Source organism: Mesorhizobium sp. M0701 (assembly GCF_040320365.1).
Lineage (GTDB): Bacteria > Pseudomonadota > Alphaproteobacteria > Rhizobiales > Rhizobiaceae > Mesorhizobium.
Map to the genome: position 1 here is coordinate 67,310 of NZ_JAMYPO010000007.1, position 19,078 is coordinate 86,387.

General features: G+C 63.4%; 17 protein-coding genes. 3 read left to right on the plus strand and 14 right to left on the minus strand.

Annotation, left to right across the window (positions count from 1 at the left end):
* Positions 1–48 precede the first annotated feature (48 nt).
* The gene (gene yajC / locus NKI24_RS09280; protein ID WP_352451381.1) at positions 49–390 is read right to left on the minus strand and encodes a preprotein translocase subunit YajC; all 342 of its coding nucleotides are present in this window, start codon (positions 388–390) and stop codon (positions 49–51) included.
* Here yajC and NKI24_RS09285 point away from each other — a divergent pair.
* Entirely contained in the window at positions 296–610 is a 315-nt protein-coding gene (locus NKI24_RS09285; RefSeq protein ID WP_352744843.1) for a hypothetical protein, read from the plus strand. The two genes, yajC and NKI24_RS09285, sit on opposite strands and share 95 nt — an antisense overlap.
* Before the next feature lie 55 nt (positions 611–665).
* Positions 666–1,541, plus strand: coding sequence for an ATP-binding protein (locus tag NKI24_RS09290; protein WP_352526035.1), 876 nt, complete (start codon positions 666–668; stop codon positions 1,539–1,541).
* Positions 1,542–1,694: 153 nt separating this feature from the next.
* Here NKI24_RS09290 and NKI24_RS09295 read toward each other — a convergent pair whose 3' ends face one another.
* From NKI24_RS09295 to NKI24_RS09355, 13 genes are all read right to left on the minus strand, one after another.
* Positions 1,695–3,227 (minus strand): peptidoglycan DD-metalloendopeptidase family protein, encoded by a 1,533-nt coding sequence (locus NKI24_RS09295; protein WP_352744646.1) that lies wholly within the window; start codon positions 3,225–3,227, stop codon positions 1,695–1,697.
* A 326-nt stretch (positions 3,228–3,553) separates the two neighbouring features.
* Positions 3,554–4,219 carry a protein-L-isoaspartate(D-aspartate) O-methyltransferase gene (locus NKI24_RS09300; RefSeq protein ID WP_352744649.1) on the minus strand — a complete coding sequence of 222 codons (666 nt, stop codon included), beginning with the start codon at positions 4,217–4,219 and terminating at the stop codon, positions 3,554–3,556.
* On the minus strand, positions 4,216–4,974 hold the full coding sequence (gene surE, locus NKI24_RS09305) for a 5'/3'-nucleotidase SurE (protein WP_352467008.1): 759 nt from the start codon (positions 4,972–4,974) through the stop codon (positions 4,216–4,218). The genes NKI24_RS09300 and surE overlap by 4 nt, the downstream gene beginning before the upstream one ends.
* 244 nt (positions 4,975–5,218) lie before the next feature.
* The gene (serS, locus tag NKI24_RS09310; RefSeq protein ID WP_352744651.1) at positions 5,219–6,628 is read right to left on the minus strand and encodes a serine--tRNA ligase; all 1,410 of its coding nucleotides are present in this window, start codon (positions 6,626–6,628) and stop codon (positions 5,219–5,221) included.
* A gap of 500 nt (positions 6,629–7,128) precedes the next feature.
* Positions 7,129–7,992 carry a twin-arginine translocase subunit TatC gene (tatC, locus tag NKI24_RS09315; RefSeq protein ID WP_352451386.1) on the minus strand — a complete coding sequence of 288 codons (864 nt, stop codon included), beginning with the start codon at positions 7,990–7,992 and terminating at the stop codon, positions 7,129–7,131.
* Positions 7,989–8,654 (minus strand): Sec-independent protein translocase protein TatB, encoded by a 666-nt coding sequence (gene tatB, locus NKI24_RS09320; RefSeq protein ID WP_352451387.1) that lies wholly within the window; start codon positions 8,652–8,654, stop codon positions 7,989–7,991. The genes tatC and tatB overlap by 4 nt, the downstream gene beginning before the upstream one ends.
* Positions 8,655–8,684: 30 nt before the next feature.
* On the minus strand, positions 8,685–8,906 hold the full coding sequence (locus NKI24_RS09325; RefSeq protein WP_352451388.1) for a twin-arginine translocase TatA/TatE family subunit: 222 nt from the start codon (positions 8,904–8,906) through the stop codon (positions 8,685–8,687).
* Positions 8,907–9,084: 178 nt separating this feature from the next.
* Positions 9,085–9,864, minus strand: coding sequence for an SMC-Scp complex subunit ScpB (gene scpB, locus NKI24_RS09330; protein WP_352744654.1), 780 nt, complete (start codon positions 9,862–9,864; stop codon positions 9,085–9,087).
* Positions 9,861–10,661, minus strand: coding sequence for a segregation and condensation protein A (locus NKI24_RS09335; RefSeq protein WP_352744834.1), 801 nt, complete (start codon positions 10,659–10,661; stop codon positions 9,861–9,863). Before NKI24_RS09335 ends, scpB begins: the two co-directional genes overlap by 4 nt.
* Positions 10,662–10,719: 58 nt before the next feature.
* Positions 10,720–11,739 (minus strand): beta-N-acetylhexosaminidase, encoded by a 1,020-nt coding sequence (gene nagZ / locus NKI24_RS09340; RefSeq protein ID WP_352744656.1) that lies wholly within the window; start codon positions 11,737–11,739, stop codon positions 10,720–10,722.
* A 116-nt stretch (positions 11,740–11,855) separates the two neighbouring features.
* Entirely contained in the window at positions 11,856–15,518 is a 3,663-nt protein-coding gene (locus NKI24_RS09345; protein WP_352744659.1) for an SPOR domain-containing protein, read from the minus strand.
* A gap of 103 nt (positions 15,519–15,621) precedes the next feature.
* Entirely contained in the window at positions 15,622–17,379 is a 1,758-nt protein-coding gene (gene argS / locus NKI24_RS09350; RefSeq protein WP_352744662.1) for an arginine--tRNA ligase, read from the minus strand.
* A gap of 61 nt (positions 17,380–17,440) precedes the next feature.
* On the minus strand, positions 17,441–18,655 hold the full coding sequence (locus tag NKI24_RS09355) for a deoxyguanosinetriphosphate triphosphohydrolase (RefSeq protein ID WP_352744665.1): 1,215 nt from the start codon (positions 18,653–18,655) through the stop codon (positions 17,441–17,443).
* Between the two features lie 73 nt (positions 18,656–18,728).
* Here NKI24_RS09355 and erpA point away from each other — a divergent pair, with 73 nt between their 5' ends.
* Positions 18,729–19,076 (plus strand): iron-sulfur cluster insertion protein ErpA, encoded by a 348-nt coding sequence (gene erpA, locus NKI24_RS09360; protein ID WP_254818314.1) that lies wholly within the window; start codon positions 18,729–18,731, stop codon positions 19,074–19,076.
* Positions 19,077–19,078 lie beyond the last annotated feature (2 nt).

Below are 19,078 nucleotides of genomic sequence, written 5' to 3' on the forward strand. Positions count from 1 at the left end.
GCGTCGTCCGTCCGGGCGTACTGGCGGATCGTTCCGCCGACAATTCGGTTATTTCTTGGCGTTCTGGTTCGCCACCGGCTCGCCCTTGACGCGCACGTCGGCGATCGTCGAGCGCAGCGCCGTCACCTTGGTGCCGCCGCCAAGGTCGATCTCGAGCTCGTTGTCGTCAATCACCTTGGTCACCTTACCGACCAAGCCGCCGCCGGTGACGACGGTATCGCCGCGGCGAACCGCCGCCAGCATCTCGCCGCGCTTCTTCAGCTGCGTGCGCTGCGGCCGGATGATCAGAAAATACATGATCACAAAAATCAGAGCAAACGGCACGATCTGGATAAACATTGCGGACGAGTCCCCGCCGATGCCTTGGGCGTATGCCGGTGTCACGAACATCGAGGTACTCCTGAACTTTGAAAAACAGCCGCAAGGCGGCCCCGCCAAATTTGGCCGGAATATAGTCGGTAAAGTTGCCAATGCAACTGCGCGGCCGGGCAAATCGGCTGCTTTTCCGGCCTGGCGAGCCGTGTTAGAGGGTGATCCCGAAAAGCGACGCTCGGTTTTCGCAAAAGATCATGCCCGAACAAATGCTTGGGACGAGTTTCGAAACCGCTGAAATCAGGTAGGTTGCCCTGCCGCACCGCTCTGAACGCGAACAAAAAAGACAAGAGATGACCGACAGCACCATCGCTATCCTGAACCAGAAGCTCGACCGCCTGATCGAGGCGGTCGCCCGCCTCGCCTCGCCGCCGGTGCCTCAAACCGACCTAGGCGAGGCCGATTGCTTCGTCTGGCAGGCCGATCCTGGCTATCTGGAACCGGTGCGCAAGGTCAACCGCGTCGATATCGGCCTGATCCGCGGCGTCGACCGAGTCCGCGACATATTGGTCGATAACACCGAGCGCTTCGCCTCAGGCTACGCCGCCAACAACGTGCTGTTGTGGGGCGCGCGCGGCATGGGCAAATCGTCGCTGGTCAAGGCAGTGCACGCCTCGGTCAACGCTTCGGCGAAGCTCGACCTGCCGCTCAAGCTGATCGAGATCCATCGCGAAGACATCGACACGCTGCCGAAGCTGATGGGCTTGTTGAAGGCAGCACCCTTCCGCTTCATCCTGTTTTGCGACGACCTGTCATTCGACCATGACGACACGTCCTACAAATCGCTGAAGGCAGCACTTGAAGGCGGCGTCGAGGGCCGCCCGGCCAATGTCATCTTCTATGCCACCTCGAACCGGCGACATCTGTTGCCGCGCGACATGATCGACAATGAGCGCTCGACCGCGATCAACCCGTCGGAAGCGGTCGAGGAAAAGGTTTCGCTGTCGGACCGCTTCGGTCTGTGGCTTGGCTTCCACAAATGCTCGCAGGACGAATATCTCGACATGATCGATGGTTATGTCCGCCATCACGATCTCGCCATCGATCCCGAGACGCTGCGCGCCGAGGCGCTGGAATGGGCGACGACGCGCGGCAGCCGTTCGGGCCGCGTCGCTTGGCAATTCACCCAGGATCTGGCAGGCCGGCTCGGCAAGTCGCTCAAGGACTAGACCATGATCCCGAACCGAAGGTCAGCGTAGCAAAAAAGGAGCCCGGTTTCGGACTAGATCATGGTCCAGAAAAGCAACAGAAGAAGCCCGCACCTTGCGGAGCGGACTTCTTCGGCGGGCTGAAGGTCAGGCGGCCCGCAAGTCGCTTTTTCTCTATTCGAGATAGCCTGACGGATCGACCGGCGCCGAGTTCTTGCGAACTTCGAAATGCAGTTTCGGCGAGTCGGTGGTGCCGCTCATGCCGGACAGGGCGATTTCCTGCCCGCGCTTGACCTTTTGGCCGCGCTGCACCTCGATCGAGCTGGCATGGCCGTAGACGGTGACCAGACCGTTTTCGTGACGCACCAGCACCGTGTTGCCGAATTCCTTGAGGCCGTCGCCGGCATAGATGACGACGCCATTTTCGGCTGCCTTGACCGGCGTCCCCTCAGGCACGGCGATGTCGACGCCGTCCTTGCCGCCGCCGAAGCTTGAAATCACGCGGCCGCGCACCGGCCAGCGCATCTTGCCGATGCCGGTTGCATCAGGCGCCACCGCATCGTCGTCCTCGGCCTGCTGGATGACTTTCGCATCCTTCTTTGGCGGCGTGTAGGAGGCGAGCGTCTGCGTCGGCGTTGTCTTGGCCGGTGGCTGAGTGGTGGCCGTCGTCACCGGATCGACCTTTGCCGGCTTCGCGCCGGCGACAACAGCGGTTCCGCCGGCCGGCACTTTCAGGGTCTGGCCGATCTTGAGCAGCCCGTCCTGCATGCCGTTCGCCTGTTTCAGCGCAACGACGCCGACGCCGGTCTTTCTGGCGATGGCGGACAGCGTATCGCCTTGCTGTACCGTGTAAGTGCCGCCGGCACCGGCCGGCTTGGCCATCGCCGAGGCTGTTTTGAGCGCAGTCTTTCCATCCTTCGGCTGGCTTGCGGCGGCCGAGGCATCCACCTGCGCGGCAGACTTGCCTTCCCTGAGCTTCGGCTGCTGCGGCAGCACGGCCACCTTCTCCGGCGCGTCGGCCGGCTGGTCGTGCCTGGTGCCGTTCGCGGGCTTGGCGTCGGCGACTTTCGGCGCGGCTCCGTTGCTCGAGTAAGCATAGGCCGGGATGACGAGCTTCTGGCCGGTCTTCAGCCCTTTGGTTGCGCTCAGCCCGTTGACTTTCATGATGGCATCCGCCGGCACGCCGTAGCGCCGCGACAGGCCGGAAATGGTCTCGCCATCCTTGACGATGATCTCGGTTGCATGCGGTGCGCCGGCGGCCGTCGCCATGCGCGGCGCGTCGGGCTCGGCGTTCTTGAACGGCCTTGCCGCCGGAGCAACGGTGCCGGTTGCCGTCCTGTCGACATGAGGAGCGGCAGGCGCCAGGGCCGGCGCGGCAGCGGTACGCACCGGGCGGGCGGCAGGGGCCAGGGCGGGAGCCGGCGGCGGCAGTTGCTGTGCCGTAACCGGTTCGAGGCTTGAGCGGCTGACCGACTGGGTGTGGCTGCCGTCGATCGGCGCGGCCGCAACATCGCCCGGATAGGGCTGGGCAGCATCCTGCTTGTCGATGATGGCGCGCTGGTTGTTGGTCGAGGCGGTGAACACGTCATCGACGCTGTTGAACCGCGCCACCTGGGAACTACACCCCGTCGCAGCGCCTGCGATCATGAGGACGGCGCAGCCACGCGCCAGATTGCGTCCGTTTGCCTTCAAAACACTGAATTGCATCGCACTAACCCGCACAGACCCGGTACAACTGAGTGTGATTAAAGCGCGTTAATGTTACCGGTCGGTTAAACCTGTAGAATCAGACGCAAATTTTCTTAAAATATTCGAGGATCGAGCCCTGGGTGTGTCGAGATTCAGGTCAGGCCGAGCCGAAAATGGTGGGTTCCGAGAACCGGAGCGGAGCGTACTTTTGGGCACGTGAGCACCGGCCTACGCCGGCCATAGCCTTAACTGCCGCGACCTCTTACGAATGCTTCGGCCGGCGAAGGCCGGAAGCGGAGGAAGCCGCCATTTGCAGGCCGGCCTCACCTGAATATCGACACAGCCTAGATCACCGCGGCGACACCGTGCAGGATCGGCTGCAGGCGCACCAGGCCGATATCCTCGCGTTCGAAGCGGCTGCCGACCTTGGTCAGCTTGGCCAGCACCTGCTCGCCTTCGTCGGGTCCGATCGGCGCGATGACGATGCCGCCGCTCGACAATTGGTCGAGGAGAAAGCGCGGCAGGCTGTCGAAGGCCGCCCAGGCGACGATGCGGTCGAACGGCGCTTCGTTGGCCAGCCCGTTGGAACCGTCCGCCTGGCGCACGATGACATTGCCGATGGCGAGCGCCTCGAGCCGCTGCCGGGCCTGTTCGGTCAGCGTCTTGTAACGGTCGATGGTGACGATCCGCGCGGCAAGCCGCGACATCACCGCCGCCGTGTAGCCGGACCCGGTGCCGATCTCGAGCACCCGGTTGCCCGGCTCGATGGCAAGTGCCGCGATCACCGCCGCCTGCAGGTCGGCGCCTTCGATGGCCTCGCCGCATTCGATCGGCAGCATACGGTCCGACCAGGCTATCGAGTGGAAATGCGGAGACAGAAAGCCGCGCCGCGGCGTCGCCTCGAAGGCGGCGATCAGCGCCTTCGGCACCGTCCCCCTGCCGCGCAGGCGAAGCAGGAAGGCAGCGAAACCTTCGCGCTCGTCGACCGTTGCAGCGTGGTTCAAGTTCATGCGAGCGCCTTGGCCAGTTGATCGCGGATTTCATGCGCGGTGAGATCGAGCTGCAGCGGCGTCACCGACACCAGCCGATTGCGCAAGGCATGGAGGTCGGTGCCTTGCTTGCCCTCGACTGGCTCGCGGCCGAAGCGCAGCCAGTAGTAAGGCAGGCCGCGCCCGTCGCGCCGCTCGTCGACCCACAGGCTGTGGACCAGCTTGCCCTGCGAAGTGACTACAGTTCCGGCGATCTCTTCCGGCGCACAGTTCGGAAAATTGACGTTGAGCAGCACGCCGTCCGGCAACGGCATGGCGACGAGCTTTTCGAGCAGGGCCGGCGCCAGCGCTTCGGTGGTCTCGTAGGGAACGACGCGGTCCTCGCCGACATAGGAATAGGCCTGGCTGATGGCGATCGATCGCACGCCGAGCAGCGCGCCTTCCATGGCGCCGGCGACCGTGCCCGAATAGGTGACGTCGTCGGCGATGTTGGCGCCGGAATTGACGCCGGACAGGATCAGGTCAGGCGCTTCGGGCAGGATCTTCTTCACGCCCATGATGACACAGTCGGTCGGCGTTCCGCGCACCGCAAAGTGCTTTTCGCCGATTTTCCTGAGCCGCAGCGGCTCCGAGATCGACAGCGAATGCGCATAGCCGGACTGATCCTGTTCCGGTGCCACCACCCAGACGTCGTCCGACAGCGTGCGGGCGATGCGTTCGAGTGATGCAAGGCCCTCGGCATGGATGCCGTCGTCGTTGGTCAGGAGGATGCGCATGAGACCGCCTTTGCAGAATTGGATTGACGGCAGCGCTCTACGATACCCGCCTCTGTCCTGCCCTCTTTGCCACCACTTGGCATCTCCCCCTCAAGGGGGGAGATCGGCAATACCGTAGCCGCCGCCTTCCTTGCTACGCCAACAGTTGGCGAAAGCTGTGATGACGGCGCAATCTCCCCCCTTGAGGGGGAGATGTCCGGCAGGACAGAGGGGGGCGCGAAGGAACGCGGGGCCGACAATCTTGTCACTTCGATGATTCGATCTTTGCGAGACCGCCCATGTAAGGCCGAAGCGCTTCAGGAATGGTTACGCTGCCGTCCTCGTTCTGGTAATTTTCGATGACGGCAATGAGAGCGCGGCCAACGGCGGTGCCCGAACCGTTCAGCGTGTGGACGAAACGATTGCCCTTGCCGTCCTTGTCCTTGTAGCGGGCGTCCATGCGCCGCGCCTGGAAATCGCCGCATACCGAGCACGACGATATCTCGCGATAGGCATTCTGGCCGGGCAGCCAGACCTCGATGTCGTAGGTCTTGCGCGCGCCAAAGCCCATGTCGCCGGTGCACAGCGTCATGGTGCGGAACGGCAGGCCGAGCCGCTTCAGCACCTCCTCGGCGCATTCGGTCATCCGCTCATGCTCGGCAACCGAAGTCTCCTGGTCGGTGATCGACACCAGCTCGACCTTGTAGAACTGGTGCTGGCGCAGCATGCCGCGCGTGTCGCGTCCGGCCGAACCCGCCTCCGAACGGAAGCAAGGCGTCAGCGCGGTATAGCGCAGCGGCAGTTTTTCATGCGGCGTGATTTCCTCGCGCACGAGATTGGTGAGCGGCACCTCCGCGGTGGGGATGAGGTACAATTCAATTTCGCGGCGTGCCTCGGTAAACAAAGCCCTATGTTCGTCGTTGCTCTTGCCTGACGCACTTTCCAGCAGGTCAAGTGCCTTCTGACCAATGTCCTCTCTTCGGCGAGACTTTTCGGTCTTGAACAAGTCGTTCTCAAATTTCGGCAATTGCCCGGTGCCGAACATAGTTTCGTAACGCACCATCAGCGGCGGCTGGATCTCCTCGTAGCCGTGCTCGGTGGTGTGCAGGTCCAGCATGAACTGGCCGAGCGCGCGCTCCATCCGCGCCAGCTGGTTCTTGAGCACCGTGAAGCGCGAACCCGAAAGCCTTGCGGCACGCTCGAAATCCATCATGCCGAGCGCTTCGCCGATCTCGAAATGCTCCTTCACCCAGTTCGGCCGCGTCGGCACCTCGCCGACGACGCGCTTGACGACGTTGTCGTGCTCGTCCTTGCCGACCGGCACGTCGTCGAACGGCACGTTTGGCAGCACTGCCAACGCATCGTTCAGCGCCTTGTCGAGCTCGCGCTCGCGCGCCTCGCCATTCTGGATGAAGGCCTTGATCTCGCCGACTTCGGCCTTCAGCCTTTCGGCAAGAGCTGCATCGCCCGAGCGCATGGCATTGCCGATCTCCTTCGATGCGGCGTTGCGGCGTTCCTGCCTGGTCTGCAGCTCGGTCAGATGCTCGCGCCGCGCCTCATCCGCGGCGATCAGGTCGTCGACCGTGGACTGCGCCTCCCCGGCCGACCACGAGCGCTTCTGGAGCGCTTCGACAAGGGCCTTCGGGTTGTCGCGAATCCATTTGATGTCAAGCATGGTCTGTTCGTCCTCGGCACGGCGGTTTCGGGGCAAGCAAATGCCCAAAACAAAGACCAGAGGGCGTAAACCGCATCGATACAAGACGTCAAGGCAGAGTTCCTTCGCGCCGACCTCAGGTAGGCAGCACGCGCAACGTTCGATCGAAAGAACCCTGGAAACAAAAACCCGCCTCGGGAGGCGGGTTTTTGGAGCCAATTGGCACCATACCCAAATTAGTAGCATAGCTGCCGGCACAAAGCAAGAACAAAGTTGCTCCTTCAGCGAAGAATCGTGGCCTAATTCCAGCTTGGGTTCCTCGCCCCACGAAGTGGGGAGAGGTGGCTCGGCGAAGCCGAGACGGAGAGGGGAAACCGCGCCCTACGAAAGACCCCTCTCCGGCCGCTTCGGGGCCACCTCTCCCCCGCTTCGCGTGGGCGAGGAACCCAGGTCTTGAGAGGTCGAGCGCAAGACAGAGGGAGCGCTGTCCCGCGGATTTCGAAAGCTGCCCGCCTCAATCGCTACGTCGAAGACGCGTCCGCCGGCTTTTCGGCCACCTCTTCCGTGGCGTCCTGCTTTTCGCGGGCCACACGGTCGCGCTCCTTGCTGCGCTCGATCAGCCGGGCCGACCAGATCGAGACCTCGTAGAGAAGGATCGTCGGAATGGCGAGGCCGATCTGGCTCATTGGGTCGGGTGGCGTCAGCACCGCCGCCACCACAAAGGCGATGACGATCGCCCATTTGCGCTTCTCGGCCAGGCCCTGGGACGACAGCATACCGACCCGCGTCATCAGGCTGGTCACCACCGGCAACTGGAACACCAGGCCGAAGGAGAAGATCAGCGTCATGATCAGGCTGAGATATTCGGACACTTTCGGCAGCAGCGAAATCTGCACCTGGTCGTTGGTGCCGGTCTGCTGCATGGCGAGGAAGAACCACATCACCATCGGCGTGAAGAAGAAATAGACCAGCGACGCGCCCATCAGGAACAGGATCGGCGAGGCGATCAGGAACGGCAGGAAGGCATTGCGCTCGTTCTTGTAGAGGCCGGGCGCGATGAATTTGTAGATCTGCGTGGCGATCAGCGGAAAGGCGATGACCATGCCGCCAAACATGGCGAGCTTGACCTGGGTAAAGAAGAATTCCTGCGGTGCCGTATAGATCAGCTCGACCTTGTGCGGGTCGAGCCCGGCCCATTGCGTAGCCCATCTGAACGGAATGACCAGCAGGTTGAACAGCTTCTTGGCGAAGAAGAAGCACACAAGAAAAGCGACGAAGAAACCGCCGATCGACCACATCAGCCGCCGGCGCAACTCGATCAGATGCTCCATCAGCGGAGCCGACGATTTCTCGATTTCGTCCTTTTCCTTATCCGAAGTGCTCACTTTGCGGCTCCCGCCGTTTTCCTGGCGGCCGGCTTCTTCGTTGCTGCCGATTGAGCTTTCGGCTCAGCTTTCGTGGCGGCCTTTGGCGCAGCGGTCTTTGCCGGCTTGGCCGGCACGGCAGCCGCTGCTTTCGCAGACGCCGGCTTCTTCTTTGCCGCCGATGCTTTTTGCGGCACGGCCGCTGCAGTCGTTTGCGCCTGCACTGCCGGTGCCACGACGGACTCGTCCGTCATCGCCGGAAAGATCGGCGTGGCCGGCGTCGGCTCCGGCGGACTGACGCCCGGCATCGTCGTTGCGCCGTTCTTCAGCGGCTCGGCTGCCTGTTCTGTCGAAGTGGCGGGATCGACGACCGGCTTGGGTTTCATCACGGCATCGACGCCGGAACGGACGTCAGCGGCCGCCTGCTCGAATGGATTGAGCTGTTTCCTGATCTCGGCCGCCGGATTGAGGCTTCTCAGCGAATCGACCGACTTCTTGACGTCGTCGAGCTCGGCTTCCTTCAGTGCGTCGTTGAACTGCCGCTGGAAATCGGAGGCCATGGCGCGCAGCTTCGCCGTTGTGCGGCCGAAGGTGCGCAGCATGTTGGGCAAATCCTTGGGCCCGACGACCACGATCATGACGATCGCGATCACCAGCATCTCGGTCCAGCCGACTTCGAACATGGCTATACGTTCCGACTAAAGTGTTGGGGCTCAGCCTTTGCTGGCCTTTTCCTTCGGTACCGAAACGGTTTCGTCGGAACGGTGTTCGACGGTACGCTTGTCCTCAGCAGTGTCGTCGTCGGCCATGCCCTTCTTGAAGCTCTTGATGCCCTTGGCCATGTCGCCCATCAACTCAGGGATCTTGCCGCGGCCGAAGACCAGCAGCACGATCACCAGAACGATCATCCAGTGCCAAATCGAAAATGAACCCATAGCAAATCTCTCTCGAACGGTTTCCCAGACGCTGATCTATGCGCTTTCGGGTTCGGATTCAAACAGAACTGCGACAGAGTTCATGAATGAGTGGCAGATGTCACGCACTTTCGGCACAGCAGCCCGCTACCAATCGGCGCAGTTCCGCCCTGCCTATGGCTTTAAGATGGCGCTCGGGTCAATCTTCCGTGACGCGCGGGGTCAAAAGGCCGAGTTCCTCGAGGTCGATGTCGGTCAGCGGATCCTCGTCGTCGGTGAGCGCATCGGGGTCGGCCGGCGGCAGCGGCACCGAGAAATTCGACGGCATGCGGCCGGACAGCAGCCCCGCACCCTTCAATTCCTCCATGCCGGGGAGATCGCGTATCTCCTCCAGTGCGAAATGGTCGAGGAAAATGTCGGTCGTGCCATAAGTGACGGGACGGCCGGGCGTGCGACGCCGGCCGCGCATCCGCACCCATTCGGTCTCCATCAGCGTGTCGAGCGTCCCCTTTGACGTCTCGACGCCACGGATGTCCTCGATCTCGGCGCGCGTTACCGGCTGGTGGTAGGCGATGATCGCCAGCACTTCGAGGGCAGCGCGGGACAGTTTGCGCTGCTGCACCGTGTCACGGCTCATCAGGAAGGCGAGGTCGCCGGCGGTGCGAAACGCCCAGGCATCGCCGACGCGCACCAGATTGACGCCGCGCCGCGCATAGATCTGCTGCAGTTCGGCCATTGCCGCGGCAATGTTGATGCCGTCGGGCAGTCGCGAAGTGAGCTGTTTTTCGCTGACCGGCTCGGCGCTGGCGAATACGATCGCCTCGGCCATCCGTACGGCCTCCGCCATATGCAGCCGCTCGCCAGGATTCCGCGACAAATTCTGCCCCTGATCTTGTGCCGGGTTCTCGGCGACCGCGCCTTGCTCGGCGTCGTCGTCGACCTTGAACGGAATGACCGAAGCGTTGGCGCGTTCGCTCATGATGTCCCCTCGACTATCTTGATGGCCTGGGCGCGGCCGCGCAGATAAAGCGGCGCGAACACCTGGTCCTGCCGCATTTCCATCTTGCCTTCGCGCACCAGTTCCAGCGTCGCCGCAAACGAGCTGGCAATCGCGGTGCGCCGCTCTTCCGGGCCGGCCAGATATTCGACCAGGAAACTGTCGAGCGCCGTCCAGTCGCGCAGCGACCCGATCAGCCTGGTCAGCACGTCGCGCGCATCCTTGAGCGACCACACGCCGCGCCTGGCGATCGTCACATTGGTTATTGCCTGCTTCTGGCGCTGCTGGGCATAGGCGGTCAACAGGTCGTAGAGCGAGGCCGAATAAGCATTGCGCTTCTCGACGATGACCATTTCCGGCATGCCGCGTGCAAACACGTCGCGTCCGAGCCGGTTGCGGTTGACCAGCCGTGCCGCCGCGTCGCGCATTGCCTCCAGCCGCTTCAGCCGGAACTGCAGCACCGCCGCCAGTTCCTCGCCGCTTTCGCCTTCGTCGCCGGGCTGCTTGGGGATCAGGAGTTTCGACTTGAGAAACGCCAGCCACGCCGCCATCACCAGGTAGTCGGCGGCAAGCTCCAGCCTCAGCGCCCTCACCTTCTCGACGAAGGCCAGATACTGTTCGGCCAGCGCCAGGATCGAGATGCGCGACAGGTCGACCTTCTGATTGCGGGCAAGATGCAGCAGAAGATCGAGAGGACCTTCGAAGCCGGCCACATCGACGACCAACGCCGGATCGCCGGTCAGCCGGGAATCGTCGTTCTCGGCCCACAAGCGGTCCATCGGTGCGGCCTTGCCGGCCTTCAGGTCCAATGTTTCCGCCACTTCGCTTCCTTTGATGCTAGGCCACCGCGTCGAAATAACCGGCAAATTCGGCCCGAATCTCGGTCTCGTCCGCCACGTCACGGTTCCTGATATAGGTCAGCGCCCGCTCCGCGCGCTCAAACGACTTGCCTTCAAGCCCGGTCGTGCGCGATGCAATGCCGGCCATCTCCTCGAACACGCCGTTGCAGTGAAGGACCAGATCGCAGCCCGCCGCAAGGATCGCCGCCGCCTTTGACGGGAAATCCCCAGAAAGTGCCTTCATCGAGGTGTCGTCGCTCATCAATAGGCCGTCGAAGCCGATTTCGTCGCGGATGATCTCTTCGATGACTTTGCCGGATGTGGTGGCCGGGTTCTTCGGGTCGATCGCGCTATAGACGACATGCGCCGTCATCGCCATCGGCAAATGGTTGAGCTCCCTGAACGGGGCAAAATCATGCCGCTGCAAGTCGCCGATCGAGGCGTCGACGGTCGGCAGTTCGAAATGCGTATCGGCGAAGGCCCTTCCATGACCGGGAATATGCTTCATCACCGGCAGCACGCCGCCCGCCATCAGGCCTTCCGCCGCGGCGCGACCCAATTCGATGACGGCGCGCGGCTCCTTTCCATAGGCGCGCGCGCCGATGACGTCGCTGGCGCCCTCGATCGGCACGTCGAGCACCGGCAGGCAATCCGCCGTGATTCCGTAGCGCAGCAGGTCGAAGGCATGCAGCCGCGCCATCAGCCATGCGGCACGGGTGCCGGCGTCATGGTCGTCGCGCCACAAGGCGCCGAGTGCACCGGCAGCCGGATAGTTCGGCGCCAGCGGCGGCCGCAGGCGCTGCACCCGGCCGCCCTCCTGGTCGATGAACACCGGCGCATCCGCACGCCCGACGCAGTCGCGCATCGCGGCGACCAGATCGCGGATCTGCTCGGTCTCGCCGATATTGCGCGCAAACAGGATGAAGCCCCACGGGCATTCGTTGCGATAGAAACGGATCTCGTCGCGGGTCAGTGATTTCCCGGCGCAGCCGAGGATCATGGATTTTGATTCGGTCATGCGGAACAGTTTAGAGCTTCGCGCCGACAAAGGGAATCGCCCGCACTTGCCTTCAGAGGTTTCCGTTCACGCAAAAAAGCCGGCGCGGACGCCGGCTTTTCGAGAGGTTTTGGTGCCTAGTGGGACACGAAGCAATTGCCGCCGGCAGCCTTGTAGCTGGTGCACAGTTTGATCGCCTCGTTGCGAGACTGCGCCGGAACGCGGACGCGGTAGAAGGTGCCCTTGCCGGCGATCTCGGCCTTGACGATGTTGGGTGTGCGGCCGGAAAGCACGCTGCCGTAGCGGCGCTGCAGATCCTGGTAAGTCGCCTGGGCGCTTTCGACTGTCGGCTGCGAAGCGATCTGTATCGACCACGAACCAGCCCTGGCCGCGGCCGGATCAATGGAAGCGACCTGATCGGGCTTGACCTCGCCAACCACATCGACCGGTTGGTCGGACGGACGCTGCGGCGCCACCGGAACCGTGGCCGGGGTGCTGGCGGACTGCTTGCTGGCTGACGCCTGGGCCTTGGCTTCAGCCTTTGTGTCGGGCTTGGGCGCCGGCTGCAGCTTGGAGGTTTCGGCCTGATCGCCGCTCGCCTGGTCGCCACTCGGCTGTTCGCCAATCTTCGGATCGCTTGTCATTTGGTCGATCAGGGGCACGGTGCCGGTCTGCGCGGCGGCGTCGGCCTGGCCCGACGGAGCCACGTGCTGCGGCGCCGGATCGGCCGGCTCGGCAGCAGCCATCTGCGGGGCGGCGGGCGCCGGATCCTCGCGCGCCACCAGCGAACCGTCAGGTTTCACGACCATGGTCCGTACCTTGCGCGGCGCAACGGCGACGATCTCGGGGGTTGCACCCTTCTCGGCCTCCTGCAGAACCTGCGCGATGCGATCCTCGGACTTGGGCGCCGGTGCGGCGGCGGTTTCGGTAGCGCCAGCCGCACTGGCGCCAAGCGCGCTGGAGTCAGACGCGTTAGTGCCGGGCGCATTGGTGCCAGACCCGTCGGTGTCGGACGCCGCGGTGCCGGGCGCGTCGATATCGTCTGCGGCATCGGGGTCATTGGGCGAAAGATCGACGACGCGGCTCTCCGGTTCGTTGGCCTTCAGGTCCACAGGCTCTTCGGTGTTGGTGACCAGCTTCTGCTGAACCGGCTCGGCGGGCTTGGCGCCCTTGACCACAGCGTCATAAACCTTGTTGTCCTGGTTCGGCACGACGGTGCCGCCTGGATTTTCCGGCTTGATCTTGATCGGCCTGTTGTCGGCCTTGACGATAACCGGCGCATCGCCGCCGCTCTTGCCGCCGAGGGTCAACGCAAAGGCGCCAAGGCCTCCGGCGATCGCCACGGCGCCGACCACCGCACCTATCAGCAGCCCGCGCCTGCGCGGCTGCCTTTCGGCCCCGCGCTCGGCAAGGTCCGGAACCGACATCTCCTCGTCCAGTTCGGGATCGTAGTCGAGCTCATCGAAGGTGAAATCGTCGGCTTGCGAAACCGGCTGGCCATCGGGCAATTGGCCCAGATCGAAACCGTCCGCTGCATCGGCATAGGAAGCGGCCGCCGCGCTGACGGGGGCTTCCGCAGGCTTGGCGCCATAGGCGCGCGTCTCGCCGCGATCTTGCTTGTAGCCAGACGCGAAGCCGGCATCGAATTCATCGTCATAGCCAGCACTGCGCACCGGGGCAGGCGCTATATCCGTGGCATTCATTTCGGTGAGAAGGCTGGCAAAATCGGCATCGAGATCGTCGTAGGCGGGCGCCACCGGCTCGTCATCGTCGAAGTTGAGCTCCGGAATGTCGAGATCGTCCGCCAGCGCCACGACGCGCTCGGGCACGTCGACCGTCTCGACATCGGGCATCTCGTCATAGGCGGAAGGCTGTTGATGCGAGGTTGGTGCAGCTTCCGTGTAGGCGGGCCGATCTTCATAGGACGGCCTCTCTTCACGGGATGCCTGGCCTTCATAGGACGGCCTCTCTTCGAGCGGTGCGGCCCGATAGGACGGCGTTGCAGCCGGCTGCGGCGGTGGTGCCGAACGCGCCGAAGCCATCGGCTGGCTTGCAAAAGCGGGCTGAGGCTGTGCGACCGGTGTCACGCGGCTCCACGAGCGGGCCGGCTCGGGCGGTGTGGCGCGTGTCGTCAGCCAGTTCAGCGCATCGAGCGGGTCTTCTTCGGCAGCAGCTGCCGCACTCTTGTCGGCCGAATCGTGATCCAGGCCGATATTCCTGGCGAAGTCGGCATCGAGCGCATCGCTGTCGAGATCATCCGCGGGTCCGGCAGCGGCTTCAACACCGAAATTCTCGCCTTCAAGCTCATCGAGGAGGACACTGCCAAGATCGGCGTCATCGGCGGCACTGGACTGCGGCGGCTCGGCGGGCTCGTGCTCGTCGAGTTCCCAATCCAGCTCGTCGACAGCATGCACCGGTTCGTTGGCGACGTCTTTGACCGCCGCCATTGGCTGTTCAGCAGCCACTGCTGGCTTCTGAATTACCGGCGCAATGGGCTGCTGAACAGCCATCACGGGCTTCTGGGCAGGCTGCTGGGCAGTCTGCGGGCTTGTCTGAGGTTCGTTGACCGCTTGTGCCGGCCGTGTGCTCATCGCACCGAGCAGCGCGTTCAGTTCGTCTTCCAGGCTGCGTTCCTCAGCCACTGGGGCCGTCGGGACGACAGCGGCCGGCGCCACTGGTTCGGCCGCACCTTGCGCCACGGGCTCTTCGGCTTCCTCGGCAGGCGCATCGTCGAAGCTCAGATCGAAATCGTCGTCGAACGCCGCTTCAGCGGCCGTGCCGGAAAGCCGGGCGGCCTCTGGCTCTTCAATCGACCGCTCTTCGATAAACTCTGGTTCTTCGATTTCGGCAGGCTCGTTCGGGCGAACGTCGAAGTCCATGTCGACATCGGCCATGGCATCATCGAAATGGCCGGCAAGATCCTCATCGGCCGCCTCAACCGGCGATGCCGGGGCGGCGACGTTTTCCGCCGGCTCATGCTCGTCGAACATCAGCTCGTCTTCGAGCGAGCTTGCAACGGCATCGTCGAACTCGTCATCGAACGCGGCCGCTTGCGCGGCGGTTTCAACGGCGACGGTCTGCTCCATCGGCTCATGCTCTTCGAGCATCAGCTCGTCTTCGAGCGAACTTCCCACGGCGCTGTCGAACTCATCGTCGAAGGCGGGCTCGTCGACCGGCTCGATCGCCTCGGCTGCGGCCCTGGGTTCATCCTCGCCGGTCACCGCGATCTTGGCCGTCACACCGTCGTCGTGCCGAAAATCCTGGTCGAGCGAGGCGGCAAGTTCGTCGTCACTCGAAAGGTCGTCCTCGAACGGCGACACGTCTTCGAGCGAGCCGGCGACGGCGTTATCGAACTCGTCGTCGAGTTCCGGCTCGACGGCGGGAGCGAACGCCCTTTCGGGGCCGGAGGCAATTTCGTCGGCAACAGGAGCGGCCGCAACAGGAGCAGCGTCATCCGCCGCACTGTCGTCGAACGCGAAATCCTGTTCGAACGAGGCAGCAAGCGCGTCCTCCATTTCGTCGGCGGCGGCCGGTTCGGGTGTCGGCTCGCGAAGCTTGGCAGGGGAAGCATTGTCGTTGGCGTCGGCGCCGAATTCGCCCATCAACTCCTTCTCGAGATCGATCTCGAAATCGCCCTCGTCCACCGACGGTTCGGCGGCAGCGGTTTTCGGCTGGGCCGGCGTTTGCGGTTTGACCGGCTGGCGCGGGTCGAACCCCATGATCCTGGTCAGTTCCGCGAACGGATCATCGTTGGCGATGTCGTTGTGGTCGGCTGCTCTCAGCTGGGTTCTGTCTGCCATTATTGTTCCCGAACTCGCACTCATTCGGACGCCATGGACGTCGCGTAGGGTTGGCCCTTACCAGCGCAATGTGGGCAAAAGGTGACAGGTTTTTTACTCAAACCTAACGCATTTCGGTGGGCGCATTGGCTCCGATCAGCGTCAGGCCGGACGTCAAAACGTCCGAAACAGCCTGCACCAGCCCTAGTCTGGCATGCGTCAATTGTCGGTCGTTAACCTTAACAAAACGTAAGTCGGGATTATCGGTGCCCCGGTTCCAGTGTCCGTGGAAGCTGGAAGCGAGTTCGTAGAGGTAAAATGCCAGCCGGTGGGGCTCGAGCGCGAGCGCCGCGGCTTCGATCAGCCGAGGATATTCGGCGAGCTTCCTGATCAGGCCGATCTCCCCCTCATCGGTCAGCAAAGCCACTTCGGCGGCCAGCTGGTTGCGGTCGAACATGGCCTCGCCCAATTGCTCGCTCGCCTGCCGGAATACCGAATGGCAGCGCGCCGAGGCATACTGCACGTAGAACACCGGATTGTCCTTCGACTGCTCGGTCACCTTGGCGAAGTCGAAGTCGAGCGGCGCGTCGTTCTTGCGGTAGAGCATCATGAAGCGAACTGCATCTCGTCCAACTTCTTCGATGACCTCCCGAAGAGTGACGAAATTCCCAGTTCGCTTTCCCATCCGCACCGGCTCGCCGGCGCGAAAAAGCCTCACCAGCTGGCAAAGCAGCACGGTAAGCTTGACCTCGTCGCCGGCAATCGCCCGGGCAAGCGCTTCCAGCCGTTTCACATAGCCGCCGTGATCGGCGCCAAGCACATAGATCAGGTTGACGAAGCCGCGATCGACCTTGTCCTTGAGGTAAGCGACATCGGCGGCGAAATAGGTGAAGGTGCCGTCCGACTTGACCAGCGCCCGGTCCATGTCGTCGCCGACCGCGGTCGAGCGGAACAGCGTCTGCTCGCGGTCCTCCCAGTCGTCCGGCTTCTCGCCCTTGGGCGGCGGCAGCTTGCCCTTGTAGATGTGGCCCTTCAGCGTCAGGTCGTTGATCGCCGAGCGAATCTTCTTCGCATTGTTGGCATGCAGCGTCCGCTCGGAAAAGAAGACGTCGTGATGCACATTGAGCAGCGCCAGATCCTCGCGGATCATCGCCATCATCGCATCGATCGTCCTGTCCTTGACGATAGCAAGCGCCTCTTCGTCCGGCATCTGCAGCAGGGAGCGGCCGAATTCGCTGGCCAGCGCCTGACCAACGGGGATCAGATAGTCGCCTGGATAAAGCCCGGCCGGAATCTCGCCGATCTCATCGCCGAGCGCTTCGCGGTAGCGCAGCATGACTGAGCGTCCGAGCACGTCGATCTGCGAACCGGCATCGTTGATGACGTATTCCTTGGTCACGTCGTAACCGGCGAAGGCCATCAGATTGGCCAGCGCGTCGCCGACCACGGCACCCCGGCAATGGCCGACATGCATCGGCCCGGTCGGGTTGGCCGAGACATATTCGACATTTGTTTTCTTGCCGCCGCCGATAGTCGAGCGGCCATAGTTGCGGCCTTCGCCAAGCAGCGCAGTCAGATGCGCCTGCCAGAAGCCGTCCTTGAGCCTGAGATTGACGAAGCCCGGGCCGGCGATCTCGGCGGCCGCGATATCCTCGTCGGCGCGCAGCGCCTCGGCCAGCCTTTCGGCCAGCGCACGCGGGTTCTGGCCGGTCGGCTTGGCCAACACCATGGCTGCGTTGGTCGCGAGATCGCCATGGCTGGCATCGCGCGGCGGCTCGACGGCGATGCGCGACAGGTCCGGCGACACGCCATCCTTGTCTTTCAAATCAAGCGCTTCGACGGCCTTTATGATTCGCGCGTTGAAATCGGCGAAGATGTTCATTGCTGTGGCTCTGACGGTTTTGCAGGGATCCGGCTCGTTGGCCGGCAAAATCGCGCCCGCCCTAGCTCAAATCCGGCGTATGGTCAAACAAACGCCTGTGTTCCTTGAGTGCATAAGTGTCCGTCATGCCGGCCAGGAAATCGGCAACACTGCGCGCCTTGACGCGGTCCTCTGCCCGGTCGAGCCCTTCGCGCCAGCCATCCGGCATAGCGCGCGGATCGGCGAAATAGACGTCGAACAGGTCCCTGACGATCTGGTCGGCATCGGCGCGCACCCGCATGACCTCCGCATGCCGGTAGAGGTGCTTGTAGAGAAAGGCCTTCAGCTCCTTTTCCAATACGGCCGTCTCGGCGGAGAAGCTCACCATCGGCTCGCCGGCCGCCCTTACCGCTTCGGCGCTGCCGGGCTTGATGCGCGCCAGATTGGCTGTCGTCGAGACGATCACGTCCTCGACCATGATGGTGATCTGCCGGCGCATCAGCTCGTGGCCGGTGCGTACGTCATCGAGCGCCGGATAGCGCTGACGCACGCCCTTGAGGATCGACCCCGGCAGCGAGACGCCCTCCAGCAGATCCAGCCTCAACAGCCCTGCCCTCAAGCCGTCATCGATGTCGTGGGTGTTGTAGGCGATGTCGTCGGCAATCGCCGCACACTGCGCCTCGATACCAGCGAAGCGATCGAGCTCGAGGTCGTGCAGTTCGGAATAGTCGCGGATAGCCTGCGGCACCGGTCCCTTCAGCCCTTTCCCCTTGGCATCGGTCAGCGGGCCATTGTGCTTGACCAGCCCCTCCAGCGTTTCCCAGGTGAGGTTCAGCCCGTCGAACTCGGCATAGCGCCGCTCCAGCCGCGTCACCACACGCAGTGACTGCGCATTGTGGTCGAAGCCGCCCCAGGCGGCCATCTTTTCATTCAGCGCGTCCTCGCCGGTATGGCCAAAGGGCGTGTGGCCGAAGTCGTGCACCAGGGCCACCGCCTCGGCCAGGTCCTCGTCGCCGCGCAGCGCCCGCGCCAGAGCGCGTGCGATTTGCGCGACCTCGATCGAATGCGTCAGCCTCGTGCGGTAATGGTCGCCTTCGTGTGCGACGAACACTTGCGTCTTGTGCTTCAGCCGGCGGAACGCCGTCGAATGGATGATGCGGTCGCGGTCGCGCTGAAACGGCGTGCGCGTCGGGCTTTCCACCTCGTCGAACAGCCGCCCGCGCGACTTCGCCGGCTCGCTGGCATAGGCCGCGCGCGGCCGATAGCCGAATCCGATGTCGCCCAACTCGTTGGTCATAGCGTATGCCGCAGTTGACTTGCCCCGTCGCGCTTCATACCTATCATACAAAACCGAAAGCAAGGTGACGCCCATGGGCGCTGATGCCAAGACCGCCATGAAAGTCGAGATGACCGACGCCGCCGCCAGGCGGATCGCCAAGATTGTGGCGAGCGAAGCCGGCAAGACGGCGCTGCGCGTTTCGGTCGAGGGCGGCGGCTGTTCCGGCTTCTCCTACAAGTTCGACCTGGTCGACAGGCGCAATGACGACGACGTCGCCATCGAGAAGGACGGCGCCACCGTGCTGATCGACGACCTGTCGCTGGTCTATATGGGCGGCTCGGTGATCGATTTCGTCGACGATCTGATGGGCCAGTCGTTCCAGATCAGAAACCCCAATGCGGTCGCCTCCTGCGGCTGCGGCACTAGCTTCTCGATCTAGAA